Origin of the sequence: Micromonospora sp. WMMD1120 (assembly GCF_029626235.1) — a bacterium.
Classification (GTDB): Bacteria; Actinomycetota; Actinomycetes; order Mycobacteriales; family Micromonosporaceae; genus Micromonospora.
Window position 1 is genome coordinate 4,427,917 of the sequence record NZ_JARUBO010000005.1, and the last position, 22,084, is coordinate 4,450,000.

Sequence of the window (22,084 nt, forward strand, 5' to 3'; positions counted from 1 at the left end):
TTCTGATAGATCAGCTTGTGTCGAGCAAGGTGATCGTTGTCAGGAGTCCCGTTGCAGGAGAAGTCTGTCATCAGCCGGTCGTTCGGGGTGGCCGGGGGTGTGTACGCGCCCGGTCATCTGGGTGAGTTGACGCAGATCATCGATTTTGACCTGGTAGACGCGGTGTTGGAGGAGACCGGGACACGGGAGAAGCGGCTGCGGCTGCTGCCGTCTCGGGTCGTGGTGTATTTCGTCCTCGCGCTCGCTCTGTTCGAGCGCTGTTCCTATCTGGCGACCTGGGGGAAGCTGACCGCCGCCCTGACGGACCTGCGCCTGACGCGCCCGAGCGTCTCCTCACTTGCCCGCGCCCGCCGCCGGATCGGAGCGGCGCCGCTACGGCGGCTGTTCGAGACGTTGGCTGGTGTCGTCGGCCTGCCCAGCCAGCCCGGCGTGTTCTACCGGGGCCTGCGCACCGTAGCCATCGACGGCACTCACCTGCACGTGCCCGACCGGGAACAGGTCACCTGGCGCTACCGCAAACGGGTAGGAGACCGGCGGGAGTTCGGCTACCCGCTGCTGCGACTGCTCGTGGTGATCGAGTGCGGGACCCGCGCCCTGCTCGCCGCGGACTTCGGCCCCGATGCAGGAGGCGAACTGCCCTATGCCCACCGCCTGGTAGGCGCACTGGACCGCGCGATGCTGCTGCTGGCCGACGCCGGCTTCGACGCCGCGCGATTCCTGCACGACGTGGCCGCCACCGGCGCGCAGTTCCTCGTCCGCTCCACCGCCTGCCGCCGCCCGACCATCGCGCAACGCCTGCCCGATGGCTCCTACCTGACCCGCATCGGCTACGGCACCCTACCCGCCCTCATCCTGATACGAGTCATCGAAGCGCAGGTCACCATCACCCTGGCCGACGGCACGGTGCGCCGCGAGCAGTGGCGCCTGATCACCAGCCTGACCGATCACGCCCGCTACCCCGCCCGAGAACTCATCAACCTCTACCACGAACGCTGGCAGGCCGAGACCACCTACTACTCGATCAAAGCCACCATGCTCAACGGCCGCGTCCTGCGCTCTCACAGCATCCCCGGCATCGAGCAAGAGGTATATGCCCTCCTCACCACCTACCAAGCCCTCATCCGCGCCGCCGCAGACGCCGCGTCAACCCAACCGGGCCTGGACATGGACCGGCTCAGCTTCACCATCCTCATCGACACCGCCGTCAACACGATCACCACCGCCAGCGCGATCCACCCCGACGGCCCCGCCGATCTCCTCGGCGCGATAGGCCAGGCCGCGCTGGCCAACCTCCTACCCACACAGCGCCGCCCCCGCGTCAAAGCCCGCACCCGCAAGAACCCGACCAGCAAGTACGGCCCGAACACGCGACAACACCCCCCAACCGCACAGACCTACAGCTTCCACGCCGACATCACAGTCTTCGAGAAAGGACTTGCCTCCCGCTCACAGCGCTAAACGCAACGGCGTTGTCCATGATGTAGTGGCTTCCTGCGCTGCGTGGCCACTGCATCCTGGATCGAGCGTGATCTTGCCGGCGTCCGCCGTGCCGAATCCGTCCTTGGTCGGTCGGGGATCGTGTTCGGCGTCAAGATCCGCGCAATAACAGGGACGTTGCTGTCTCCCGCGAGTCGGAGGCAGCAACATCCGGGGAACTGCGGAGACCGGGGCGCCGGGCGCGGGGCATCGGGGACGGGCGCGGGGCACCGAGACGGGCGGCGCGGGCCCGGGCGGCGCGGGCGCGGGGTGGGCGTGTCCCGTGTGGGCGGGGGGATGAGGGCCGGTTAGGGTGTCGAACACACGTACTGCTGACGGCTGGGGAGGGGGCGGCGTGCGCGTGCTCGGTGTCGACCCGGGGTTGACCCGCTGCGGGGTGGGCGTGGTCGAGGGTGTGCCGGGGCGGCCCTGCACCCTGATCGCCTACTACGTGGTCTACACCGATCCGGCGGACGACCTCGCCCTGCGCCTGCTGCACCTGGACCGGTCGCTCACCGACCTGGTCGCCGAGCACCAACCGCAGAGCGTGGCCGTCGAGCGGGTGTTCAGCCAGCACAACGTCCGGACGGTGATGGGCACCGCGCAGGCCAGCGGCGTCGCCGTGCTGGCCGGGGCGCGCGCCGGGTTGCCCGTGCAGACGTACACCCCGAGCGAGGTGAAGGCGGCCGTGACCGGGTCGGGTCAGGCCGACAAGGCGCAGATGACAGCGATGGTGACCCGGCTGCTGCGACTGGCCGAGCCGCCGAAGCCGGCCGACGCCGCCGACGCGCTGGCGCTGGCCATCTGCCATGTCTGGCGCGGCGGGACCCGCTCCAAGCTGGCCGCCGCGGCCGACCGGGCACGACGAGGAGGAGCACGATGATCGCCAGTGTGCGCGGCACGGTGACCGCGACAGGTCCGGACCAGGCCGTGATCGAGGTCGGTGGGGTCGGCCTCGCCGTGCACTGCGCCCCGGGCACCCTCGCGGAGCTGCGGGTCGGCCAGGTCGCCCGGCTCGCCACCAGCCTGATCGTGCGGGAGGATTCGCTGACCCTCTACGGGTTCGCGGACGACGACGCCAAGGCGCTGTTCGAGCTGCTCCAGACGGCCAGCGGCGTCGGTCCGCGACTGGCCCAGGCGGTGCTGGCGGTGCACACCCCGGACGCGGTCCGCAAGGCGATCGCCAACGCCGACACGGCGGCGCTGACCCGGGTCCCGGGAATCGGTAAGAAGGGCGCGGAACGCCTGGTGCTGGAGTTGCGCGACCGGATCGGCCCGGTGCCGATCGGTGTCGACGGTGTGGGCGGGGTGACCGGCGGCAACTGGCCGGACCAGGTGCGGCAGGCGCTGGTCGGGCTGGGCTGGACGGCCGCCCAGGCCGACCAGGCGGTGGCCGCCGTGGCGGAGACGATCGACGGTGCCACGCCACCGGTGCCGGTCCTGCTCAAGCAGGCCATCCGACTGCTCGGCCGGACCCGATGACCGCCCGGCCGCGAGCGAAGGTGGCACGGTGAGCGCGAGGAGTGAGCCGGGTTTGCGAGCCCCGCAGTCGCGATCGAAGGTGGCACGGTGAGCGCGAGGAGTGAGCCGGGTTTGCGAGCCCCGCAGTCGCGAGCGAAGGAAGCGCAGTGAGCGAGACCGACGGGCTCGTCTCGGCGTACGTCAGCGACGCCGACCGGGACGCGGAGGCCACGGTACGGCCGAGACGGCTGTCCGAGTTCGTCGCCCAGGACCGGGTGCGCGACCAGCTCGACCTGTTGTTGCAGGGTGCGATGCGGCGGGGGTCGCCTCCGGATCACATCCTGCTCTCCGGTCCGCCCGGGCTGGGAAAGACGAGTCTGGCGAACATCGTCGCCGCCGAGTTGGGCTCGGGCATCCGGGTGACCAGCGGCCCGGCGATCGAGCGCTCCGGCGACCTGGCGGCGATTCTGACCAGTCTCGCCGAGGGTGACGTGCTCTTCATCGACGAGATCCACCGTATCGCGCGGCCGGCCGAGGAGCTGCTCTACAGCGCGATGGAGGACTTCCGGGTCGACGTGGTGGTCGGCAAGGGTCCGGGGGCGACGGCGATCCCGCTGGACGTCGAGCCGTTCACGCTGGTCGGCGCGACGACCCGGTCGGGCCTGTTGACCGGACCGATGCGGGACCGGTTCGGCTTCGTGGCGCATCTCGACTTCTACGCCCCGGCGGATCTGGAGACGCTGCTGCACCGCTCGGCGCGGATTCTCGGTGTGCCGATCACCCCGGACGGCGCGACCGAGATCGCCGGTCGGTCGCGGGGCACGCCGCGGATCGCGAACCGCCTGCTGCGCCGGGTCCGCGACTACGCCGAGGTCCGCGCCGACGGGGTGGTCGACCGCGACACCGCCCGCGCGGCCCTGATCGTGTACGACGTGGACGCGCTCGGTCTGGACCGGTTGGACCGGGCCGTGCTGACCGCGCTCGTCGACTCGTTCCGGGGCGGGCCGGTCGGGCTGTCCACCCTCGCGGTGGCGGTGGGCGAGCAACCGGACACGGTCGAGGAGGTCTGCGAGCCGTTCCTGGTCCGGGCTGGTCTGTTGGCACGTACGCCCCGGGGTCGGGTGGCCACCGAGGCCGCCTGGCGGCATCTGGGTCGTACTCCACCAAATGGTACATTTGGTGCGGATAGTCAGGCGCTGCCCGATCTGTTCTCCTTGGATACCGAACAGCCGTGATGTGAACGTGATCTGTGCCGCATTCGGTGTTCTCAGGTGCAGGGTTTAGACTTCGCCGCGGTCTGTACAGGACGTGAGAATCCGCCTCCGCTCCGGCACCCCCGGTGCCGGCAGGTGGCCAATGGGAAGGTCAGTAACCGTGCATTACGCAGCATCGGGCGGCGGGGCCGGCGGTTTCACGCCGATCCTGATGATCGCCCTGCTCTTCGGCGTCATGTATTTCATGATGATCCGGCCGCAGCAGAAGCGCCGTCGTGAGGCGGAGGCCATGCAGTCCAACCTCGGCCCCGGCGACGAGGTCGTGACGATCGGCGGGCTCTACGGCACGGTCACCGGCGTCGAGGACGAGACCGTCCTGCTCGAGGTCGCCCCGGGCGTGCAGACCCGCTACGCCCGCCCGGCCATCGCCCGGGTGGTCACCCGCGCGGAGCTGCCGAGCGAGCCGGTCACCGAGGACGCGGACACCGCGAAGGACTGACCGTCCCCCCCGGGGATGGTGGCCGGTCCGCCGGCCTCCGGGGTCGCCGCGCCGACGGGGCAGCGGACGAGACGTGAAAACTGGATAGTTGGGTCGACGTCGGGCGTCGACACGTTCCCGTGACCGTCGGCGATCCGCGCCGGGGTGCCCGGTCCTCGTGTCGGCCACTCGTCGGCTCAAGGCAGACCCCGTCGGGCGGGACCACCGGCCCGACACCGCCGTCGCTACGCAGAGCGGCGCGACCGTACAGGGAGACAGGACAGCCGTGGCACCACCTCAGGGACAGATGCGCCCCGGGCGGCAGCTCGCCGTGCTCGGGTTCATCTTCGTGGTCCTCTATCTTCTGGTGTTCTTCGCCGGCACCAACGGCAGCCTGAAGGACCGGCTCGAGCCCAAGCTCGGCCTGGACCTGATCGGCGGCACCCGGCTGACGCTGGAGGCGACCAACTCCGTCGACGGCAGGCCGCCGACCGCGGAGAACCTCGAGGAGGCCCGGCAGATCATCGAGAGCCGGGTCAACGGGCTCGGTGTTGCCGAGGCCGAGGTGGTCACCGAGGGCAACCGGAACATCGTCATCTCCCTGCCCGGTGAGAACCGGGACATCGACGAGGTGGGCAGCGCGGCCGAGCTGCGCTTCCGCAAGGTGCTCAAGGCCGCGGACGGCAGCGGGACCGTCGCCGCACCGCCGGCCGCCACGCCGACCCCGTCCGGCGCCGCGACCCCGACCCCGACCGGTGGCGCCACGCCCACCCCGACCGGCAGCCCGTCGCCGAAGGTGACCTCGTCGCCGAGCGGTGGTCAGGGCGGCATGGCGCCCGCGTCGCCGAGCGCCACCCCGACGCCGCCGGCGTCCGCGTCGGCCACCCCGAGCGCCACCGCCAGCGCCGAGCCGGTTCCGGCCAGCGTCGAGGAGCAGCGCAAGGCCATCGAGCAGAAGGTCGGCGCCGCCGCCTGGCAGGCCGCCAGCGGGCTGCAGGCCCCGGCCGACCTGACCGCCGACCCGTCGCTGGGCGACAAGCTCAAGCCGTTCGGCACGCTGACGCCGCAGGAGGTCGCGGTGCTGCCGGCCCAGATGCAGTTCAACGTGCCGACGATCGGCTGCGCGCAGCTCGACAAGCGCCCGCCGGCCTCGATCTCCGACCCGAAGCAGCAGGTCGTCGCCTGCGAGGACGGCGCCTCGAAGTACCTCCTCGACCAGGCCAAGGTCGAGGGCACCGACGTGGGCGACGCCGACGCGGTGCTCGACCAGACCAACTCCTGGGTCGTCAGTCTGGACTTCACCGGCGAGGGCCAGGGCAAGTGGACGGCCCTGACCCGGGAGGCGTTCAACAACGAGGGTCAGGCCTGCGACGCGACAGCGCTGGGCCAGGACGGCAAGTGCCGGGTGGCCGTCGTGCTGGACAACGAGATCGTCTCCTCCCCGGAGATCCAGGGCGTGCTGACCGGCAACTCCCAGATCACCGGTAACTTCAACCAGAAGGACGCCAGCGCGCTCGCCGGCCAGCTGCGCTACGGCGCGCTGCCGGTGACCTTCGAGCCGCAGGAGCAGCAGAACGTCACCGCGACGCTGGGTGCCAGCCACCTGCGTGCCGGTCTGCTCGCGGCCGGGATCGGCATGCTGCTGGTCATCATCTACTCGTTCTTCTACTACCGGCTGCTCGGCTCGGTCATCTTCCTGAGCCTCATCCTCTCCGCGCTGCTGGTCTTCGGCGCGCTGGTGGTGCTCGGCCGGCAGATCGGCTTCACGCTCACCCTCGCCGGCATCGCCGGCATGATCGTCTCACTCGGTGTGGCGGCGGACTCGTTCGTCATCTACTTCGAACGGTTGAAGGACGAGATCCGGGAGGGGCGCAGCCCGCGTAGCGCCGTGCCCCGGGCCTGGATCCGGGCCCGCCGGACGATCATCTCGGCCAACGCGATCACCCTGCTCTCCGCGGTGGTGCTCTACGTGGTCTCGGTCGGCACGGTGAAGGGCTTCGCGTTCGCCCTGGGCCTGGCCACAGTGCTCGACCTGGTCGTGGTCTTCCTCTTCCGGCACCCGATCATGACGATGTTCGCCCGGACCCGGGCGTTCCTGTCCCCGCGGGTCAGCGGGTTGGGCCGGGCGTTGCCCGCCCGGACCCAGCCGACCCAGCCCCGCAACCCGCGCGCCAAGGAGGCCTGAGATGGCGAGAAACGGTTTGGCGAGCCGTCTCTACAACGGCGAGGCCGGCCTCAACATCGTCGGCCGGCGCAAGCTCTGGTTCAGCGTCGCCGGGCTCCTGGTCCTGATCGCGATCCTCAGCTTCTCGATCCGCGGCTTCAGCCTGGGCATCGAGTTCGCCGGTGGCAACTCGTTCCAGGTGCCGGCGAGCGTCGGCACCCTGGACGACGCCGAGCGGGAGGTCGACGCGGCCCTCGCCGCCCAGAACACCGGCACCGAGGTGGTGACGGCGCAGAAGGTCGGCGGCCCCGGTGGTGACTCCTACGAGCTGCGTACCGGGCAGTTGAGCGCCGAGCAGGCCAACGCGGTCAAGGCGCAGATCGCCGAGGACCTGGGCATCAACGCCGACCAGATCAGCGGCAACCAGGTCAGCGAGGCGTGGGGTAGCCAGGTCACCGAGCGCGCCCTGCTCGGTCTGGTCATCTTCGTCGCGCTGGTGATGGTCTACCTGATCCTGCGCTTCGAGTGGCGGATGGCGGTCGCCGCCGTCGCCTCGCTGATCATGAACCTGGTTCTCACCGCCGGCATCTACTCGCTGGTCGGCTTCGAGGTCACCCCGTCGACGATCATCGGCTTCCTCACCATCCTGGGCTTCGCGCTCTACGACGTGGTGGTGGTCTTCGACAAGGTGCAGGAGAACACCCGGGGCATCACCGCCAACAACAACCAGACGTACGGCGAGGCGGCCAACCTGGCCGTCAACCAGAGCCTGATGCGGTCGCTGAACACCTCGGTGGTGGCCCTGCTGCCGGTCGGTGGCCTGCTCTTCATCGGTGCCGGCCTGCTCGGCGCGGGCACGCTGAAGGACCTCGGCCTGGTGCTGTTCGTCGGTATGGCGGTGGCGTTCCTGACCTCCATCCTGGTGGCCACGCCGCTGCTGGCCCTGCTGAAGAACTACGACCCGCGGATCCAGGCGCACAACAAGCGCGTCCTGGCCCGGCGGGGCGCGGTCAGTCGGGGCGAGGTCCCCGCGAAGGGCGCCGCGAGCCCGGCCCCTGCGGCCGCTGCCGACGAGCCGGTCGACCCGGACGCCGCCGCGCTGGCCGGCGCCGCTCCCAAGGTGGGCGCGCGCCCGGCCGGTAAGCGCCCGACCGGCGCGCGGGGCGGTCGCCCGGGTGGCGGCGGCAACCGGCCCGGTGGCGCCAAGCGGCGCTGACCCGGAACGAACCATCCGGACGGCGTCCGGCATGCTGTCAGAGCAGCACTGCCGGACGCCGTTCGTCGTCGAAGGGGAGCGAGACAGCCGTGACGGAGACCCACAGCACCGCCGCGCGGGGAGACAGCGGCCCGGAGGCCGCCCGACTGGTCGCCAGCCGGGTGCTGGACGTGCCCGACTTCCCCAAGCCCGGTGTCCTGTTCAAGGACCTGATGCCGCTCTTCGCCGACGCCAAGGTCTTCCGTGAGGTGATCGACGGGATCGTCGCGTACCACGGGCGGGACACCTTCGACGTGGTGGTGGGCATCGAGGCGCGCGGGTTCGTGGTGGCGGCGGCCATCGCGTACGCGGCCGAGGTGGGCGTGGTGCCGGTGCGCAAGGCCGGCAAGCTGCCCCGCCCCGCGCACTCGGTCTCCTACGCGCTGGAGTACGGCGAGGCCACCCTCGAGGTGCACGAGGACGCCTTCACCGCCGGGCACCGGGTGCTGGTGGTCGACGACGTGCTGGCCACCGGGGGCACCGCCGAGGCGACGCTGGACCTGGTCGAGCGGGCCGGCGGCACTGTCACCGGTTTCACGGTCCTGCTGGAGCTGGGCTTCCTGGGTGGGCGTGAGCGACTGGCCCCGCGTCCCGTCCATGCCCTGCTGACTGTTTGATCCCCGGCCCGTCGGTCGGAGTCGGCGCCGACCGTCCGGCGGAGCGGCAGCGGACCGTGCGTGCGGGTAGCATTGCCCTTTGCTGACGTCGGCGTGACCCGTCCGGCGGCGCGAGACCAGGCCGGCCGAGCTTCGGCTGGCGTGTTTCCGGCGAGCGGTGAGGAGGCCGGTGTCCCACGATGTCGTCCCTCCGGCGGAGGGCACGGTGCACCCGACAGGCGACGCTGACAGCTCGGTGAGCGACCGGACAGGCGACGCGCCGGCCCGGGTGACGGGCACCGGCACCGGCTCCACCGCAGCCCCGGGCGAGGGCGCGCAGCGCCCGACCGGCGGCGCGGCGCGCACGGAGGCGTCGCCGGGGCTCGACGGGTCCGGGTCGTTCCCGACCGACGCCGGCATCGACCCGTCGCCGAGCGGTGGGTTCGGGCTGTCCAGCGCGCCCACCGGCCGGCGGGTCCGGGCCCGGTTGGCCCGTTTCAACGCGCCCTGGCAGACCTCACAGGTCAGCGAGGTGCTGGAGCCGCTGATCGCGAGCCACCGGGACAACCACCCCAAGGCCGACGCCCGGCTGCTCCAGCGCGCCTTCGACACGGCCGCGCGGTGGCACTCCGGGCAGTACCGCAAGTCCGGCGACCCCTACATCACCCACCCCCTGGCCGTGGCCACGATCCTGGGCAACCTGGGGATGGACACCACGACGCTGGTCGCGGCGCTGCTGCACGACACGATCGAGGACACCGAATACTCGCTCGACCAGATGCGGGCCGACTTCGGTGGCGAGGTCGCCCTGCTGGTCGACGGCGTCACCAAGCTCGACAAGGTCAAGCTGGGCGACGCGGCCAAGGCTGAGACGATCCGCAAGATGGTCGTCGCGATGGCGAAGGACCCGCGGGTCCTGGTGATCAAGCTCGCCGACCGGCTGCACAACATGCGCACCCTGACCTTCCTGCCCCGCCCCAAGCAGGAGCAGAAGGCGAAGGAGACGCTGGAGATCCTGGCGCCGCTGGCGCACCGGCTCGGGATGAACACGATCAAGTGGGAGTTGGAGGACCTCTCCTTCGGCACCCTGTTCCCGAAGCGCTACGAGGAGATCAACCGGCTGATCGGTGAGCACCAGCCGCAGCGCGAGGCGCTTCTGCGGCAGGTGACGCAGAAGGTGCAGACGGACCTGAAGGCCGCCAAGATCAAGGCGGAGACCACCGGGCGGCCGAAGCACCTCTACTCGATCTACCAGAAGATGATCGTGCGGGGTCGCGACTTCAACGACATCTACGACCTGGTCGGGGTGCGCATCCTGGTCGACACGGTGCGGGACTGCTACGCGGCGCTGGGCGTGATCCACGCCAACTGGCAGCCGGTGCCGGGCCGGTTCAAGGACTACATCGCGATGCCCAAGTTCAACATGTACCAGTCGTTGCACACGACTGTCATCGGGCCCACCGGCAAGCCGGTGGAGATGCAGATCCGCACGTACGCGATGCACCGCACCGCGGAGTTCGGCATCGCCGCGCACTGGAAGTACAAGGAGCACAAGGGCACCCAGATCGTCGGCCCGCCGGCGCACATCGACGAGATGACCTGGCTGCGGCAGTTGCTGGACTGGCAGCGGGAGGCGGCCGACCCGAGCGAGTTCCTGGACGCGCTGCGCTTCGACCTGTCCAGCCAGGAGGTGTACGTCTTCACCCCCAAGGGTGACGTCATCCCGCTGCCGACCGGTTCGACGCCCGTCGACTTCGCGTACGCGGTGCACACCGAGGTCGGGCACAAGTGCATCGGCGCGCGGGTCAACGGCAAGCTGGTGCCGCTGGAGTCGACGCTGTCCAACGGCGACGTGATCGAGATCTTCACGTCGAAGTCCGAGACGGCCGGCCCGACACAGGACTGGCTGGGCTTCGTCAAGAGCCCGCGCGCCCGCACCAAGATCCGCCAGTACTTCAACAAGGAGCGGCGCGAGGAGGCGATCGAGGCCGGCAAGGACGCGATCGTCAAGGCGATGCGCAAACAGGGCATGCCGTTGCAGCGGATGCTCACCTCCGACGCGCTGATGTCGATCGCGCGGGACCTGCACCTGGCGGACGTGGCGTCGCTCTACGCGGCGGTCGGCGACAGCCAGGTCTCCGCGCAGTCGGTGGTGCAGAAGCTGATGGCCGCGTACGGCGGCGAGGAGGGCGCGGCGGAGGACATCGCCGAGACCGCCGTCGCCACCCGGCCGCCGCGCAGCCGGCAGAGCAGCAGCGACCCGGGCGTCGTCGTCCGGGGCGTCAGCGACGTCTGGATCAAGTTGGCGCGCTGCTGCACCCCGGTCCCACCGGATTCGGTGTTCGGCTTCGTCACCCGCTCCGGCGGGGTCAGCGTGCACCGCGACGACTGCGCCAACGCCGAGGACCTGCGGGCCCAGGCCGAGCGGGTGGTCGAGGTGAGTTGGAAGCTCACGTCCGCGTCCACGTTCCTGGTCGCCATCCAGGTCGAGGCCCTGGACCGGCACAAGCTGCTGGCCGACGTCACCCGGGTGCTCTCCGACGAGCGGGTCAACATCCTCTCCGCCACCGTCACCACCACCCGCGACCGGGTCGCGGTGAGCCGGTTCAGCTTCGAGATGGCCGACCCGAAGCACCTGGGCCACCTGCTGGCAACGGTCCGCAAGGTCGACGGCGTCTTCGACGCCTACCGGGTCACCTCGGGCGCCTGAGGCCGTCCCCACCGGAAACCGCCTGAGGCCGTCCACCGGACACCACCCGGGGGCGTACCCCGGAAACAACAGCGCCCGCCGGCTCAGCCGGCGGGCGCCCGTCGTGCGCGCGGGAGGTCAGCCCTGCGGGTTGCTCATCGTGAGGTCCTTGATGATGACCTCCTTCTTGGGATGGCCACCGCCGGGCTGCGGGGCGAAAGCCCCGTCGTCGCCGGCCTTGGCCACGTCCTTGACGATGTCCAGACCGCCGGTGACGGTGCCCAGCACCGTGTACGCCGGGTCCAGCGGCGAGTCGCCGTAGACGATGAAGAACTGGCTGCCGGTGCTGCCCGGCTGGCCGTTGTTGGCCATCGCGATGACACCCTCCGGGTACGGCGGGCGCTTGTCGGTGGGCAGGTTCTCCTCCGCCAGGCGGTAGCTCGGGCCGCCCTGGCCGTCGGTGGGACGCCACCCGTTGCCGGTGGCGCTGGGGTCACCGCACTGCAACACCTTGATGCCCTCGGTCACCATCCGGTGGCACTTGCTGTTGTCGAAGAAGTTCTTCTCGGCGAGGTAGGTGAAGCTGCCCGCCGTGCACGGCACCAGCGACCTGTCGACCTTGGCGGTGATCGGACCGAGGTTGGTGTCGATCGTCATGGTCTGCACGCCCTTGTTGGACTGCTCGTTGCTCGGCACCCCGACGTCCTTGATCTGCGGGGGCCGCTGGTCCGTGGGCAGCGTGGTGTACGCGCACTCGGACGCCCCGGCCGCCGCCGTGGTGGTGTCGGGTTTGTCGTCGTCGCCGAGGGACATCGCCAGCCAGACGGTGCCGGCGACCACCAGCACCAGCGCGGCACCCGCGCTGATGATCGCCGTCGTCTGCCGGCGCTTGCGGGCCTTGGCCGCGCGCTCGGCCATCTCCTTCTCGAGCCGGGCGCGGGCCGCCGCGCGCTGCCGCTCTCTGGTGGACGTCACGCCTGGATCCTCCTGGCTGTCTGCTGCTGAGTGCCGCTTCGGGTGGGTGGGAGCGCCCGGTCAGCCGGCGCTCGGGCTGCTGGCCGGGGCGCCGGAGGCCGACGGCGCGGGCGCCGCGCCGGTGACCGGCTCACCGACCGTCAGGCTCTGGATCGTCACGTCGGTGCTGGGCTTGACCTTGGCCCCCGTGCCATTGTCCACGGTCGGGAGGGCGCCGATCTTCTCCACCACGTCCAGGCCGCCGGTCACCCGGCCGATCACCGGGTACTTGGGGTCGGCGGTGGTGAAGTCCTTGAAGAAGATCAGGAACTGGCTGCCGTTGCTGCCCGGCGGGTTCGAGATCATCGTCACCGTGCCCTTGGGGTACGTCGGCGGCTGACCGGCGGCCGGGCTGGCCGACGGGGACGGCGCGGTCGGCACCTCCTCGTCGTAGAACGAGTAGGTCGGGCCGCCCAGACCGGTGCCGCTGGGGTCGCCGCAGCGCAGCGCGCCCTCGGTGGTGATCTCGTGGCACTTCGTGTTGTCGTAGAACGACCGGCTCGCCAGGTGCGCGATGCTCGCGGCGGCGCACGGGGAGTTGGTCAGGTTCAGCTCCGCGGTGATCGGGCCGCCCTGGTTCGTGGTGACGGTCATCGCCCGGGTGCCGTCGGTGGGCAGGTCCTTGCTCGCGGGCGTGCCGACGTCCTTGAGGTTGGTGTTGGCCGTCGCGTCCTGCGGCGTCCAGAGGCAGGTCTCCTCGGCCGCCGTGTTCTGCTTCGGGTCCGAGTCGAACGCCCCGAGCGCCCACGCCGAGCCCGCCACGACCAGGACGAGGATCAGGGCCGCGCCGACGCCGGCCTGGATCTGCCGGCGGCGCCGCGTGGCGGCCGCCCGGCGAGCCATCTGCCGGTCGAGCTTGGCCCGCGCCAGTTTGCGCTGCCGGTCCCTGCTGGAAGCCACCCGTGCTCCCCTTTCCGCTACCTGGTCGTCGCCGGCGGCCGGTCGCCCCGGCCCGTCCGGGCGTCACGTGTGCCGCGCCACATGCCCGCCAGAGTGTACGGCTAGTGACTGGGAATGTGGTGTACGAGGTCCACCCCGTCCCGAGCAGCGCTTATCGGGAGGTGTCACTGTGTCGCCCGGGGCGTGCGGGACGGGACGGCGCAAAACCCGCGGGGGCCGCCCGTTAGGCTGCTGGACAGGACGACAGCAGCTCGACGGAGAGGACAGCGCCCGTGCTCGTGGCCGGCTTTCCCGCGGACGCCTTCGGCACCAACTGCTACGTGGTCGCCACCGCGCCGGGGGAGCAGTGCGTGGTGGTCGACCCCGGCATCGGGGTGCTCGGCCAGCTCGACGCGCTGCTCGCCGAGCACCGCCTGCATCCGGCCGCCGTGCTGCTCACCCACGGCCACCTCGACCACACCTTCTCGGTCGCGCCGGTCTGCGGCGCGCGCGGCATCACCGCCTACGTGCACCCCGGCGACCGGGAGATGCTGGCCGACCCGTCCAAGGGCCTCTCGGCCGATCTGACGGCGCTCTTCGGTGGTCGGCTCAGCTACACCGAGCCGGAGGACGTGGCGGCGTTGACCGACGGCGCGACGCTCACCCTCGCCGGCCTGGAGATCACCGTCGACCACGCCCCGGGCCATACCGGCGGGTCGGTGCTGTTCCGCCTGCCGGGCGCGGGGTCCGACTGGGAGGCCGACGAGCTGTGCCTCTCCGGTGACGTCCTCTTCGCCGGGTCCATCGGCCGCACCGACCTGCCGGGCGGCAGCATGCCGGCCATGCTGACCAGCCTGCGCGACAAGATCCTCCCGTTGGCCGACGACACCGTCGTGCTACCGGGCCACGGCCCGGCCACCACCATCGGCCGCGAGCGCGCCAGCAACCCGTACCTCATCGAGGTGGCTGGCACGACGCCGGCCGCGCCCACCCGGGGCCTCTAGATCGTCGTCCGCGCCCTGCGCGCGGACCCTCGACACCGCCGCGCCACCGGCGCGGAACCGCAAGGAGTACGCCGATGAGCAAGCCCACGCCCATCTCCGGCTTCCCGGAGTGGACCCCCGGCCAGCGGATGATCGAGCAGTTCGTGCTCGACAAGATCCGGGCCACCTTCGAGCTGTACGGCTTCGCCCCGCTGGAGACCCGCGCCGTGGAGCCGCTGGACCAGTTGCTGCGCAAGGGCGAGACCTCGAAGGAGGTCTACGTGATCCGCCGGCTGCACGCCGACGCCGAGGGCGGCGGTGGGGACGACCAGTTGGGCCTGCACTTCGACCTGACAGTGCCGTTCGCCCGGTACGTGCTGGAGAACGCCGGCAAGCTGAGCTTCCCGTTCCGCCGCTACCAGATCCAGAAGGTCTGGCGCGGTGAGCGACCGCAGGAGGGCCGCTACCGGGAGTTCGTCCAGGCCGACATCGACATCGTCGACCGGGACACGCTGGCCGCGCACCACGAGGCGGAGATGCCGCTGGTCATCGGCGACGCGCTGCGCTCGCTGCCGATCCCGCCGGTGACCATCCAGGTCAACAACCGCAAGATCTGGGAGGGCTTCTTCCGGGGTATCGGGGTGACCGACCCGGAGGCCGCGCTGCGCGCCGTCGACAAGCTCGACAAGATCGGCCCGGCGAAGGTGACCGACCTGCTGGCGCAGACCGCCGGCGCCACCGAGGCGCAGGCCAAGGCATGCCTGGCGCTGGCCGAGATCTCCGCCCCGGACGACTCGTTCGCCGACGCCGTCCGGGCGCTCGGGGTGAGCGACCCGCTGCTCGACGAGGGCATCGAGGAACTGGTCCGGGTGGTGCGGACCGCCGCCGAGCACGCGCCCGGCCTCTGCGTTGCGGACCTGCGCATCGCGCGCGGCCTGGACTACTACACCGGCACCGTCTACGAGACCCAGCTGCGCGGTTACGAGCGGTTCGGGTCCATCTGCTCCGGCGGCCGGTACGACAACCTGGCCAGCGCCGGAGCCGTCTCGTACCCCGGGGTGGGGATCTCGATCGGGGTGACCCGGCTGCTCGGGCTGCTCTTCGGCGCGGGGGAGCTGTCGGTCTCGCGGCAGGTGCCGACCGCCGTGCTCGTCGCGGTGACCAGCGAGGAGCAGCGGACCGCGAGCAACCGGGTGGCCGAGGCGTTGCGGCGACGCGGCGTGCCGACCGAGGTGTCGCCGAGCGCGGCGAAGTTCGGCAAGCAGATCCGCTACGCCGAGCGGCGCGGCATCCCGTACGTGTGGTTCCCGGGCGTCGACGGCGGGTCGGACGAGGTGAAGGACATCCGCTCCGGTGAGCAGGTCACGGCCGGCGCGCAGGACTGGATGCCACCGGTGGCGGACCTCAAACCAGCTGTTGGTTGAGCGTCTCCGCTGGCGTTAACGGCCGTTGGGACCTACGGTAGCGTAAGTTACGCCACCGTAGGGAGCATTCCGTGACCGTCAGCACCACAATGAGTCAGACCGCACTGCTCGTCGAGTTGGAGCCGGTCGTCGCTCGCAACCTCGACCGCCATCTGGGGTTGGCGAAGGAGTGGTTCCCGCACGAGTACGTGCCGTGGAGCGAGGGACGCACCTTCGACGGGCCGCTCGGCGGCGAGGCGTGGTCGCCGACCGACTCCACGATCCCGGACGTGGCCCGCACCGCGCTGATCGTGAACCTGCTGACCGAGGACAACCTGCCCTCGTACCACCACGAGATCGCCACCCTCTTCGGCCGGGACGGCGCCTGGGGCACCTGGGTGCACCGCTGGACCGCCGAGGAGGGGCGGCACGGTGTCGCCATCCGCGACTACCTGACCGTCACCCGGGCGGTCGACCCGGTGGCGCTGGAGCGCGCCCGGATGACGCACATGTCGGAGGGCTACACCAACGCCCACGGCGACGAGGTGCTGCACTCGCTGGCGTACGTCTCGTTCCAGGAGCTGGCCACCCGGATCTCGCACCGCAACACCGGCAAGGCCACCGGCGACCCGGTCTGCGAGGCGCTGCTGGCCCGGGTGGCCGCCGACGAGAACCTGCACATGGTCTTCTACCGCAACCTGCTCGCCGCCGCCTTCGAGCTGGCCCCCAGCCAGGCCATGCGGGCCGTGGCCGACGTGGTGGCCGACTTCCAGATGCCGGGCAACGGCATCGAGGGCTTCGCCCGTAAGTCGGTGGCGATCGCCCTGGCCGGCATCTACGACCTGCGTCAGCACCGCGACGAGGTGTTGCAGCCGGTGCTGCGGCAGTGGGACGTCTTCAACGTGACCGGACTCGACGCCGACGGCGAGGCGGCCCAGGAGCAGTTGGCCGCCCACCTGGCGACCCTGGACCGTGCCGCGAGCCGCTTCGAGGAAAAGCGCGACGCCAGAAACGCCCGCCTGTCCCAACGCTGACCCACCCCACCCCGCCCCACCCGGCCCCGCCCGGCCCCACCTCGCCCGGCCCCACCCCGCCCGGCCCCACCCCGCCCGGCCCCACCTCGCCCGGCCCCACCCCGCCCGGCCCCACCCCGCCCGGCCCCACCTCGCCCGGCCCCACCCCGCCCGCCCGGCCCCGCCCGGCCCCGCCCGCCCGGCCCCGCCCGGTTGATCATGAAGTTATTGCCACTCGCGTCGGCGTGTCGTGGCGATAACTTCATGATCAACGGGGTCAAGGTCAGGGGCGGGGGCGGGGGCGGGGGTGGGGGGCAGGGGGAGGGGGTTTTCGTTTGTTGTTACTCAGGGTGACGGGTGGCGCGTCGGGTTGTGGGGTTCCGGCGGGCATAACGGGAAGCGGATGCGCTCCGTGGCGCCCCGTGCCGGCTTGGTGTCCGCCGTCGTGTCTCCGGACGCGTCGCGGCGCGTCACGCACCCCCCATCTCATCGATTCCGGTGAACATAACGTGTGACGGTGGTTGTACGCCAGCGAGTCTGCGGTGTTGCGGCACTGCTCGGCTCGCGATCGACGAACACGGGCGAATCCAAGGCTTGTCAATGATCTTAAGGATGTGAATACTTCAGTTCACTCGGCCGGTTTCCCCAGATCGGCCGGGTTGCCCTCGGGTCAGCCGCCCTCCGGCCAGACCCGCTCCCCCGCCCAGGAGGTTTGTTACATGCGACCCACGAGGTCCTCATTCCGTGTTGCGGCCACAGTTGCCGTCTCCGGAAGCCTGGTCGTCGGCACGCTGATCGGCGCGCCCGCCCAGGCCGCCCCGGCCGCCTCACCCGACGCCGCCGCGGCCATCTCCGCCGAACTCGGCGACCGCTCCGCCGGCTCGTACATCGACGCCAGCGGCAGGTCCGTCGTCACGGTGACCGACGCCGCTGCCGCCAGCAAGGCGAGCAGGGCGGGCGCCACCGTCCGCTACGTCACCCGCGGCGCCGCGGAGCTCAACCGGGCCACCGCCGACCTGGAGCGTTCCGCCAAGATTCCGGGCACCGCCTGGTGGAGCGACCCGGTCACCAACCAGGTCGTCGTCTCGGTGGACAGCACCGTCACCGGGGCGAAGCTGGAGCGGGTCAAGGCCGCCGCCGCGCGGGCCAACGGCGCGGTCCGGGTCGAGGCGGAGGCCGGCGTGCTGAGCACCCGGATCTCCGGCGGCCAGGCCATCTACGCCGGTGGCGGCGGGCGCTGCTCGCTCGGCTTCAACGTGCGCAGCGGCAGCACCTACTCGTTCCTGACGGCCGGGCACTGCACCAACATCTCGGCCAGCTGGTACTCGAACTCCGCCCAGACCGCGCTGCTCGGCAGCCGTACCGGCACCAGCTTCCCGGGCAACGACTACGGCATCGTGCGGCACAACAACTCCGCCAACGCCGCCGGCAACGTCTACCTCTACAACGGCAGCTACCGGGACATCACCGGCGCTGGCAACGCGTCGGTCGGCCTGTCGGTGCAGCGCTCCGGCAGCACCACCGGCCTGCGCGGCGGCTCGGTGACCGCCACCAACGCCACTGTGAACTACGCCGAGGGCTCGGTCTCCGGCCTGATCCGCACCAACGTCTGCGCCGAGCCGGGCGACAGCGGCGGCTCGCTGTTCTCCGGCAGCACCGCGCTGGGTCTGACCTCCGGTGGTAGCGGCAACTGCCGCACCGGCGGCACGACCTTCTTCCAGCCGGTCACCGAGGCGCTCAGCCGTTACGGCGTCAGCGTCTTCTGATCGATCGACCGACCGCGGGCCGCCGGAGGAATCCGGCGGCCCGCGCCGCGTCTGCGGCAGGCTCAGGCGAGCCGGTCGGGCCCGTCCGCGGGCCGCAGGGGATCCGGGGGGACGACACCGGCGGTCGGTGACGCCGTGCCAAGCGTCGGCGCGCCGGACGCCGACCAGGCGAGGTGCGCCCGCCGGGCGGAGAGGACCGCCAGCAGGGGCCACAGCGAGACGGCCACCGCCGTCACCCGCTCGGCCAGCCCGGTACGGGACCCGCTGGTCACCTCGAACGCGCACCAGCCGAAGAGCGCGAGCAGCACCGCCGTTGCGCTCAGCGCCACCGCCCGGCGGAACGCCCACGGCGGCTCCGGCCGGGTCGGGTGTCTGCCGTGCTCGGCGCGCGGCAGCCGTAGCGCCGAGCCGGCCGGCCAGAGCACCAGGGCGAGCACCGCCACCGTCGCCGCGACGCCGTGACTGAGCGACCCGCCCACCGGCGGCCGGGGAAAGGCGACGAGCGCGATGGTCGCCACCCCGCCGACCGCGAGCAGGAATCGGCTGGGCAGCCCGGCCGCGTGCAGCACCGCGGCGACGGACAGGTAACAGCAGCCCAACAGCACCAGGGTCGCCACCATGATCCAGGCGTCGGTGGCGTCCTGCCCCGCCAGCTCGCTGATGGTGTCTCGGACCGGGTCGTACCCGACCGGCTGCCGGGATTCCGCCACCGTCCATCCGGCCACCAGCAACACGGGCGCGGCCGCCGCCGTGGCGACGGCCCAGTTCGGTACGGCGCGCATTTCGCCACGGTAACCGGCGTGGCCCGCGACCGGACCGGCTTCGGCGGCGCACCCCACCAGCGAATCGCGCCGGCCTGCCGGGTGCCCGGAGGCTAGGCGTTCACCCCTGACAGAATGCCGGTGAGGACTGTTCCACGATGAGGAGTTGCCAGCCGTGATCCGTACCCACAATGCCGGAAGCCTGCGCGCGGCGGACGCCGGCTCGACGGTGACGCTCGCCGGCTGGGTGGCCCGCCGGCGCGACCACGGCGGGGTCATCTTCGTCGACCTGCGCGACGGCTCCGGCGTCGTCCAGGTGGTGTTCCGCGAGGAGGACGCGCACGCGCTGCGCAACGAGTTCTGCGTGAAGGTCGTCGGCGAGGTGACCCGGCGGCCGGCCGGCAACGAGAACCCGGAGCTGCCCACCGGTGAGGTCGAGGTGACCGCCGCCGAGCTTGAGGTGCTCTCCGAGGCCGCTCCGCTGCCGCTGCCGGTGGACGACCAGATCGAGGCCGGTGACGACATCCGGCTGCGCTACCGCTACCTGGACCTGCGGCGCAGCGGTCCGGCCAAGGCGCTGCGGCTGCGCTCGCGGGCCAGCCAGCTCGCCCGGGGGGTGCTGCACGAGCGCGACTTCCTGGAGATCGAGACGCCGACCCTGACCCGCTCGACCCCGGAGGGCGCCCGCGACTTCCTGGTGCCGGTGCGTCTCCAGCCGGGCAGTTGGTACGCGCTGCCGCAGTCGCCGCAGCTGTTCAAGCAGCTGCTGATGGTCGGCGGGATGGAGCGGTATTACCAGATCGCCCGCTGCTACCGCGACGAGGACTTCCGGGCCGACCGGCAGCCGGAGTTCACCCAGCTCGACATCGAGATGTCCTTCGTGACCGAGGACGACGTGATCGACCTCGGCGAGGCGATCGTCTCGGCGCTCTGGAAGGACCTGGCCGGGCACGAGATCACCCGGCCGATCCCGCGGATCACCTGGCACGACGCGATGGCCCGGTACGGCTCGGACAAGCCGGACCTGCGCTACGGCGTGGAGCTGACCGAGCTGACCGACTACCTGCGCGGCACCGAGTTCCGGGTGTTCGCCGGCGCGATCGACGCGGGTGGCTACGTCGGGGCTGTGGTGATGCCGGGCGGCGCGGCGCAGAGCCGCAAGGAGCTGGACGGCTGGCAGGACTGGGCGAAGGCGCGCGGCGCGCGGGGCCTGGCGTACGTGGTGCTGGACGCCGAGACCGGCGAGGCGCGCGGGCCGGTCGCCAAGAACCTCTCCCCGGAGCACCTGGGTGGGCTCGCCGACGCGGTGGGCGCCAAGCCGGGCGACGCGGTCTTCTTCGCCGCCAGCGCGACCACCCGGGAGGCGCAGGAGCTGCTCGGCGCGGCCCGGGTCGAGATCGCCAGGCGGGCCGGCCTGGTCGACGAGAGCGCCTGGGCGTTCTGCTGGGTGGTCGACGCGCCGATGTTCGAGCCGGCCTCCGACCAGGAGAGCGGCCAGGCGGGTGGCTGGACGGCCGTGCACCACCCGTTCACCTCGCCCAACGCCGAGTGGGTGGACCGGTTCGAGGAGGCGCCCGACCGGGCCTTGGCGTACGCGTACGACATCGTCTGCAACGGCAACGAGATCGGCGGCGGGTCGATCCGTATCCACCGGGGTGACGTGCAGAAGCGGGTCTTCGACCTGCTCGGCATCTCCCCCGAGGAGGCGCAGGACAAGTTCGGCTTCCTGCTGGAGGCGTTCAAGTACGGCGCCCCGCCGCACGGCGGCATCGCCTTCGGCTGGGACCGGGTCTGCATGCTGCTCGCCGGCGCGGACTCGATCCGCGAGGTCATCGCCTTCCCGAAGACCCGCGGTGGCTTCGACCCACTGACCAGCGCCCCCACCCCGATCACCGCGCAGCAGCGCGCCGAGGCCGGCATCGACGCCAAGCCGAAGTCCGCCGCCACGGCCCACTCCGGCACGGCCGGCCCGGCGGCCCCGGTCGCCGACCCGGTCTGACGGTGCTTGGTTGATCAGGAGGTTCGCGTCATCATCGGTCCGCCGAATGACGCGAACCGCCTGATCGACGGGGGAGTGGGCCGGATGCGGGTGCTTGTGGTGGGTGGTAGCGGGCTGTTGGGGCTCGCGGTCTGCCGGCGGGCGGTGCGCGCCGACCTGTCGGTGGTGGGCACCTACCACACGCGCGGGATCGTGGAGCCCGGTGTGCGGGCGCGCCGGCTGGACGTGACCGACCGGGCCGCCGTGCGCGCGCTGGTCACCGAGGCGCGGCCGGACGCCGTGGTGAACACCCCCTACCGGTACGACGACTGGACGGTCACCGCCGACGGGGCCGCGCACGTCGCGCTCGCCGCCGCCGAGGTGGGCGCCCGGCTGGTGCACGTGTCCAGTGACGCGCTGCACGCGGGTCGTCCCACGCCGTACGCCGATGACGACCCGCCCACGCCGGTGCACGCGTACGGGGCCGCGAAGGCCGCCGCCGAGACGGCGGTGCGGGCGATCGACCCCGGTGCGGCGGTGGTGCGTACCTCGCTGATCCTGGGCGAGGGCAGCAAGCAGATCCAGCTCTGCCGGGACGCGCTCGCCGGCCGGGCGGTCCTGTTCAGCGACGAGCTGCGCTGTCCGGTCCACGTGGACGACCTCGCCGCCGCCATCCTGGAGCTGGTCGTCTCGTCGTACGCCGGTCTGCTCAACGTCGCCGGCCCGGACCCGGTGAGCCGGGCCGAGTTGGGCCTGCTGGTCGCCGAGTGGTTCGGCCTGGACCTGGCCGGGCTCAAGACCACCACCGGAGCCGCCGTGGGCCTGTCCCGCCCTCTGGACGTACGCCTGGACTCGGCCCGCGCCGCCGGCCTGCTGCGGACCCGGCTACGGGGCGTCCGCGAGTTCCTCACCCACTGACCGACACTCGAACGCACAATTCTTATGCATGACTCT

18 protein-coding genes are annotated in these 22,084 nt (G+C 71.6%); 15 read left to right on the forward strand and 3 right to left on the reverse strand.

Annotated elements, in window-relative coordinates; genetic code table 11:
- Positions 1–51: 51 nt before the first annotated feature.
- The 9 genes from O7634_RS20735 (at position 52) to O7634_RS20775 (ending at position 11,354) form a co-directional block, all read left to right on the forward strand.
- Positions 52–1,458 (forward strand): IS4 family transposase, encoded by a 1,407-nt coding sequence (locus O7634_RS20735; RefSeq protein ID WP_278150502.1) that lies wholly within the window; start codon positions 52–54, stop codon positions 1,456–1,458.
- 373 nt (positions 1,459–1,831) lie between these two features.
- The gene (gene ruvC / locus O7634_RS20740; protein WP_278151775.1) at positions 1,832–2,359 is read left to right on the forward strand and encodes a crossover junction endodeoxyribonuclease RuvC; all 528 of its coding nucleotides are present in this window, start codon (positions 1,832–1,834) and stop codon (positions 2,357–2,359) included.
- Positions 2,356–2,958, forward strand: a complete 603-nt coding sequence (gene ruvA / locus O7634_RS20745) for a Holliday junction branch migration protein RuvA (RefSeq protein WP_278151776.1) — start codon at positions 2,356–2,358, stop codon at positions 2,956–2,958. The genes ruvC and ruvA overlap by 4 nt, the downstream gene beginning before the upstream one ends.
- 146 nt (positions 2,959–3,104) lie before the next feature.
- Positions 3,105–4,172, forward strand: coding sequence for a Holliday junction branch migration DNA helicase RuvB (gene ruvB / locus O7634_RS20750; protein WP_278151777.1), 1,068 nt, complete (start codon positions 3,105–3,107; stop codon positions 4,170–4,172).
- Positions 4,173–4,293: 121 nt separating this feature from the next.
- Positions 4,294–4,650, forward strand: a complete 357-nt coding sequence (gene yajC / locus O7634_RS20755) for a preprotein translocase subunit YajC (RefSeq protein ID WP_278151778.1) — start codon at positions 4,294–4,296, stop codon at positions 4,648–4,650.
- Positions 4,651–4,915: 265 nt separating this feature from the next.
- Entirely contained in the window at positions 4,916–6,814 is a 1,899-nt protein-coding gene (gene secD, locus O7634_RS20760) for a protein translocase subunit SecD (protein WP_278151779.1), read from the forward strand.
- 1 nt (position 6,815) lies between these two features.
- Entirely contained in the window at positions 6,816–8,009 is a 1,194-nt protein-coding gene (secF, locus tag O7634_RS20765; protein ID WP_278151780.1) for a protein translocase subunit SecF, read from the forward strand.
- An 89-nt stretch (positions 8,010–8,098) separates the two neighbouring features.
- Complete coding sequence (locus O7634_RS20770; protein WP_278151781.1) at positions 8,099–8,665, forward strand: adenine phosphoribosyltransferase; 567 nt, start codon at positions 8,099–8,101, stop codon at positions 8,663–8,665.
- A 169-nt stretch (positions 8,666–8,834) separates the two neighbouring features.
- Positions 8,835–11,354, forward strand: coding sequence for a bifunctional (p)ppGpp synthetase/guanosine-3',5'-bis(diphosphate) 3'-pyrophosphohydrolase (locus O7634_RS20775; protein WP_278151782.1), 2,520 nt, complete (start codon positions 8,835–8,837; stop codon positions 11,352–11,354).
- A 117-nt stretch (positions 11,355–11,471) separates the two neighbouring features.
- Here O7634_RS20775 and O7634_RS20780 read toward each other — a convergent pair whose 3' ends face one another.
- Positions 11,472–12,308 carry a peptidylprolyl isomerase gene (locus O7634_RS20780; protein ID WP_278151783.1) on the reverse strand — a complete coding sequence of 279 codons (837 nt, stop codon included), beginning with the start codon at positions 12,306–12,308 and terminating at the stop codon, positions 11,472–11,474.
- A gap of 60 nt (positions 12,309–12,368) precedes the next feature.
- Entirely contained in the window at positions 12,369–13,247 is an 879-nt protein-coding gene (locus O7634_RS20785; RefSeq protein WP_278151784.1) for a peptidylprolyl isomerase, read from the reverse strand.
- A 272-nt stretch (positions 13,248–13,519) separates the two neighbouring features.
- On the opposite strand from O7634_RS20785, the gene O7634_RS20790 reads away from it, so the two are divergent.
- From O7634_RS20790 to O7634_RS20805, 4 genes are all read left to right on the forward strand, one after another.
- Positions 13,520–14,230 carry an MBL fold metallo-hydrolase gene (locus O7634_RS20790; RefSeq protein WP_278151785.1) on the forward strand — a complete coding sequence of 237 codons (711 nt, stop codon included), beginning with the start codon at positions 13,520–13,522 and terminating at the stop codon, positions 14,228–14,230.
- Positions 14,231–14,304: 74 nt separating this feature from the next.
- On the forward strand, positions 14,305–15,633 hold the full coding sequence (hisS, locus tag O7634_RS20795; RefSeq protein WP_278151786.1) for a histidine--tRNA ligase: 1,329 nt from the start codon (positions 14,305–14,307) through the stop codon (positions 15,631–15,633).
- 89 nt (positions 15,634–15,722) lie between these two features.
- Positions 15,723–16,646: an acyl-ACP desaturase gene (locus O7634_RS20800; RefSeq protein WP_278154033.1), complete on the forward strand. Its 924-nt coding sequence runs from the start codon at positions 15,723–15,725 to the stop codon at positions 16,644–16,646.
- A gap of 698 nt (positions 16,647–17,344) precedes the next feature.
- Entirely contained in the window at positions 17,345–18,391 is a 1,047-nt protein-coding gene (locus tag O7634_RS20805; protein WP_278151787.1) for a S1 family peptidase, read from the forward strand.
- 62 nt (positions 18,392–18,453) lie between these two features.
- On the opposite strand, the gene O7634_RS20810 is transcribed toward O7634_RS20805, so the two are convergent.
- A complete protein-coding gene (locus tag O7634_RS20810; RefSeq protein WP_278151788.1) occupies positions 18,454–19,173 on the reverse strand; it encodes a DUF998 domain-containing protein in 720 nt (239 codons plus the stop codon).
- Positions 19,174–19,327: 154 nt separating this feature from the next.
- Here O7634_RS20810 and aspS point away from each other — a divergent pair, with 154 nt between their 5' ends.
- Positions 19,328–21,151: an aspartate--tRNA ligase gene (aspS, locus tag O7634_RS20815; RefSeq protein WP_278151789.1), complete on the forward strand. Its 1,824-nt coding sequence runs from the start codon at positions 19,328–19,330 to the stop codon at positions 21,149–21,151.
- 84 nt (positions 21,152–21,235) lie between these two features.
- Entirely contained in the window at positions 21,236–22,048 is an 813-nt protein-coding gene (locus O7634_RS20820; protein WP_278151790.1) for a sugar nucleotide-binding protein, read from the forward strand.
- Positions 22,049–22,084 lie beyond the last annotated feature (36 nt).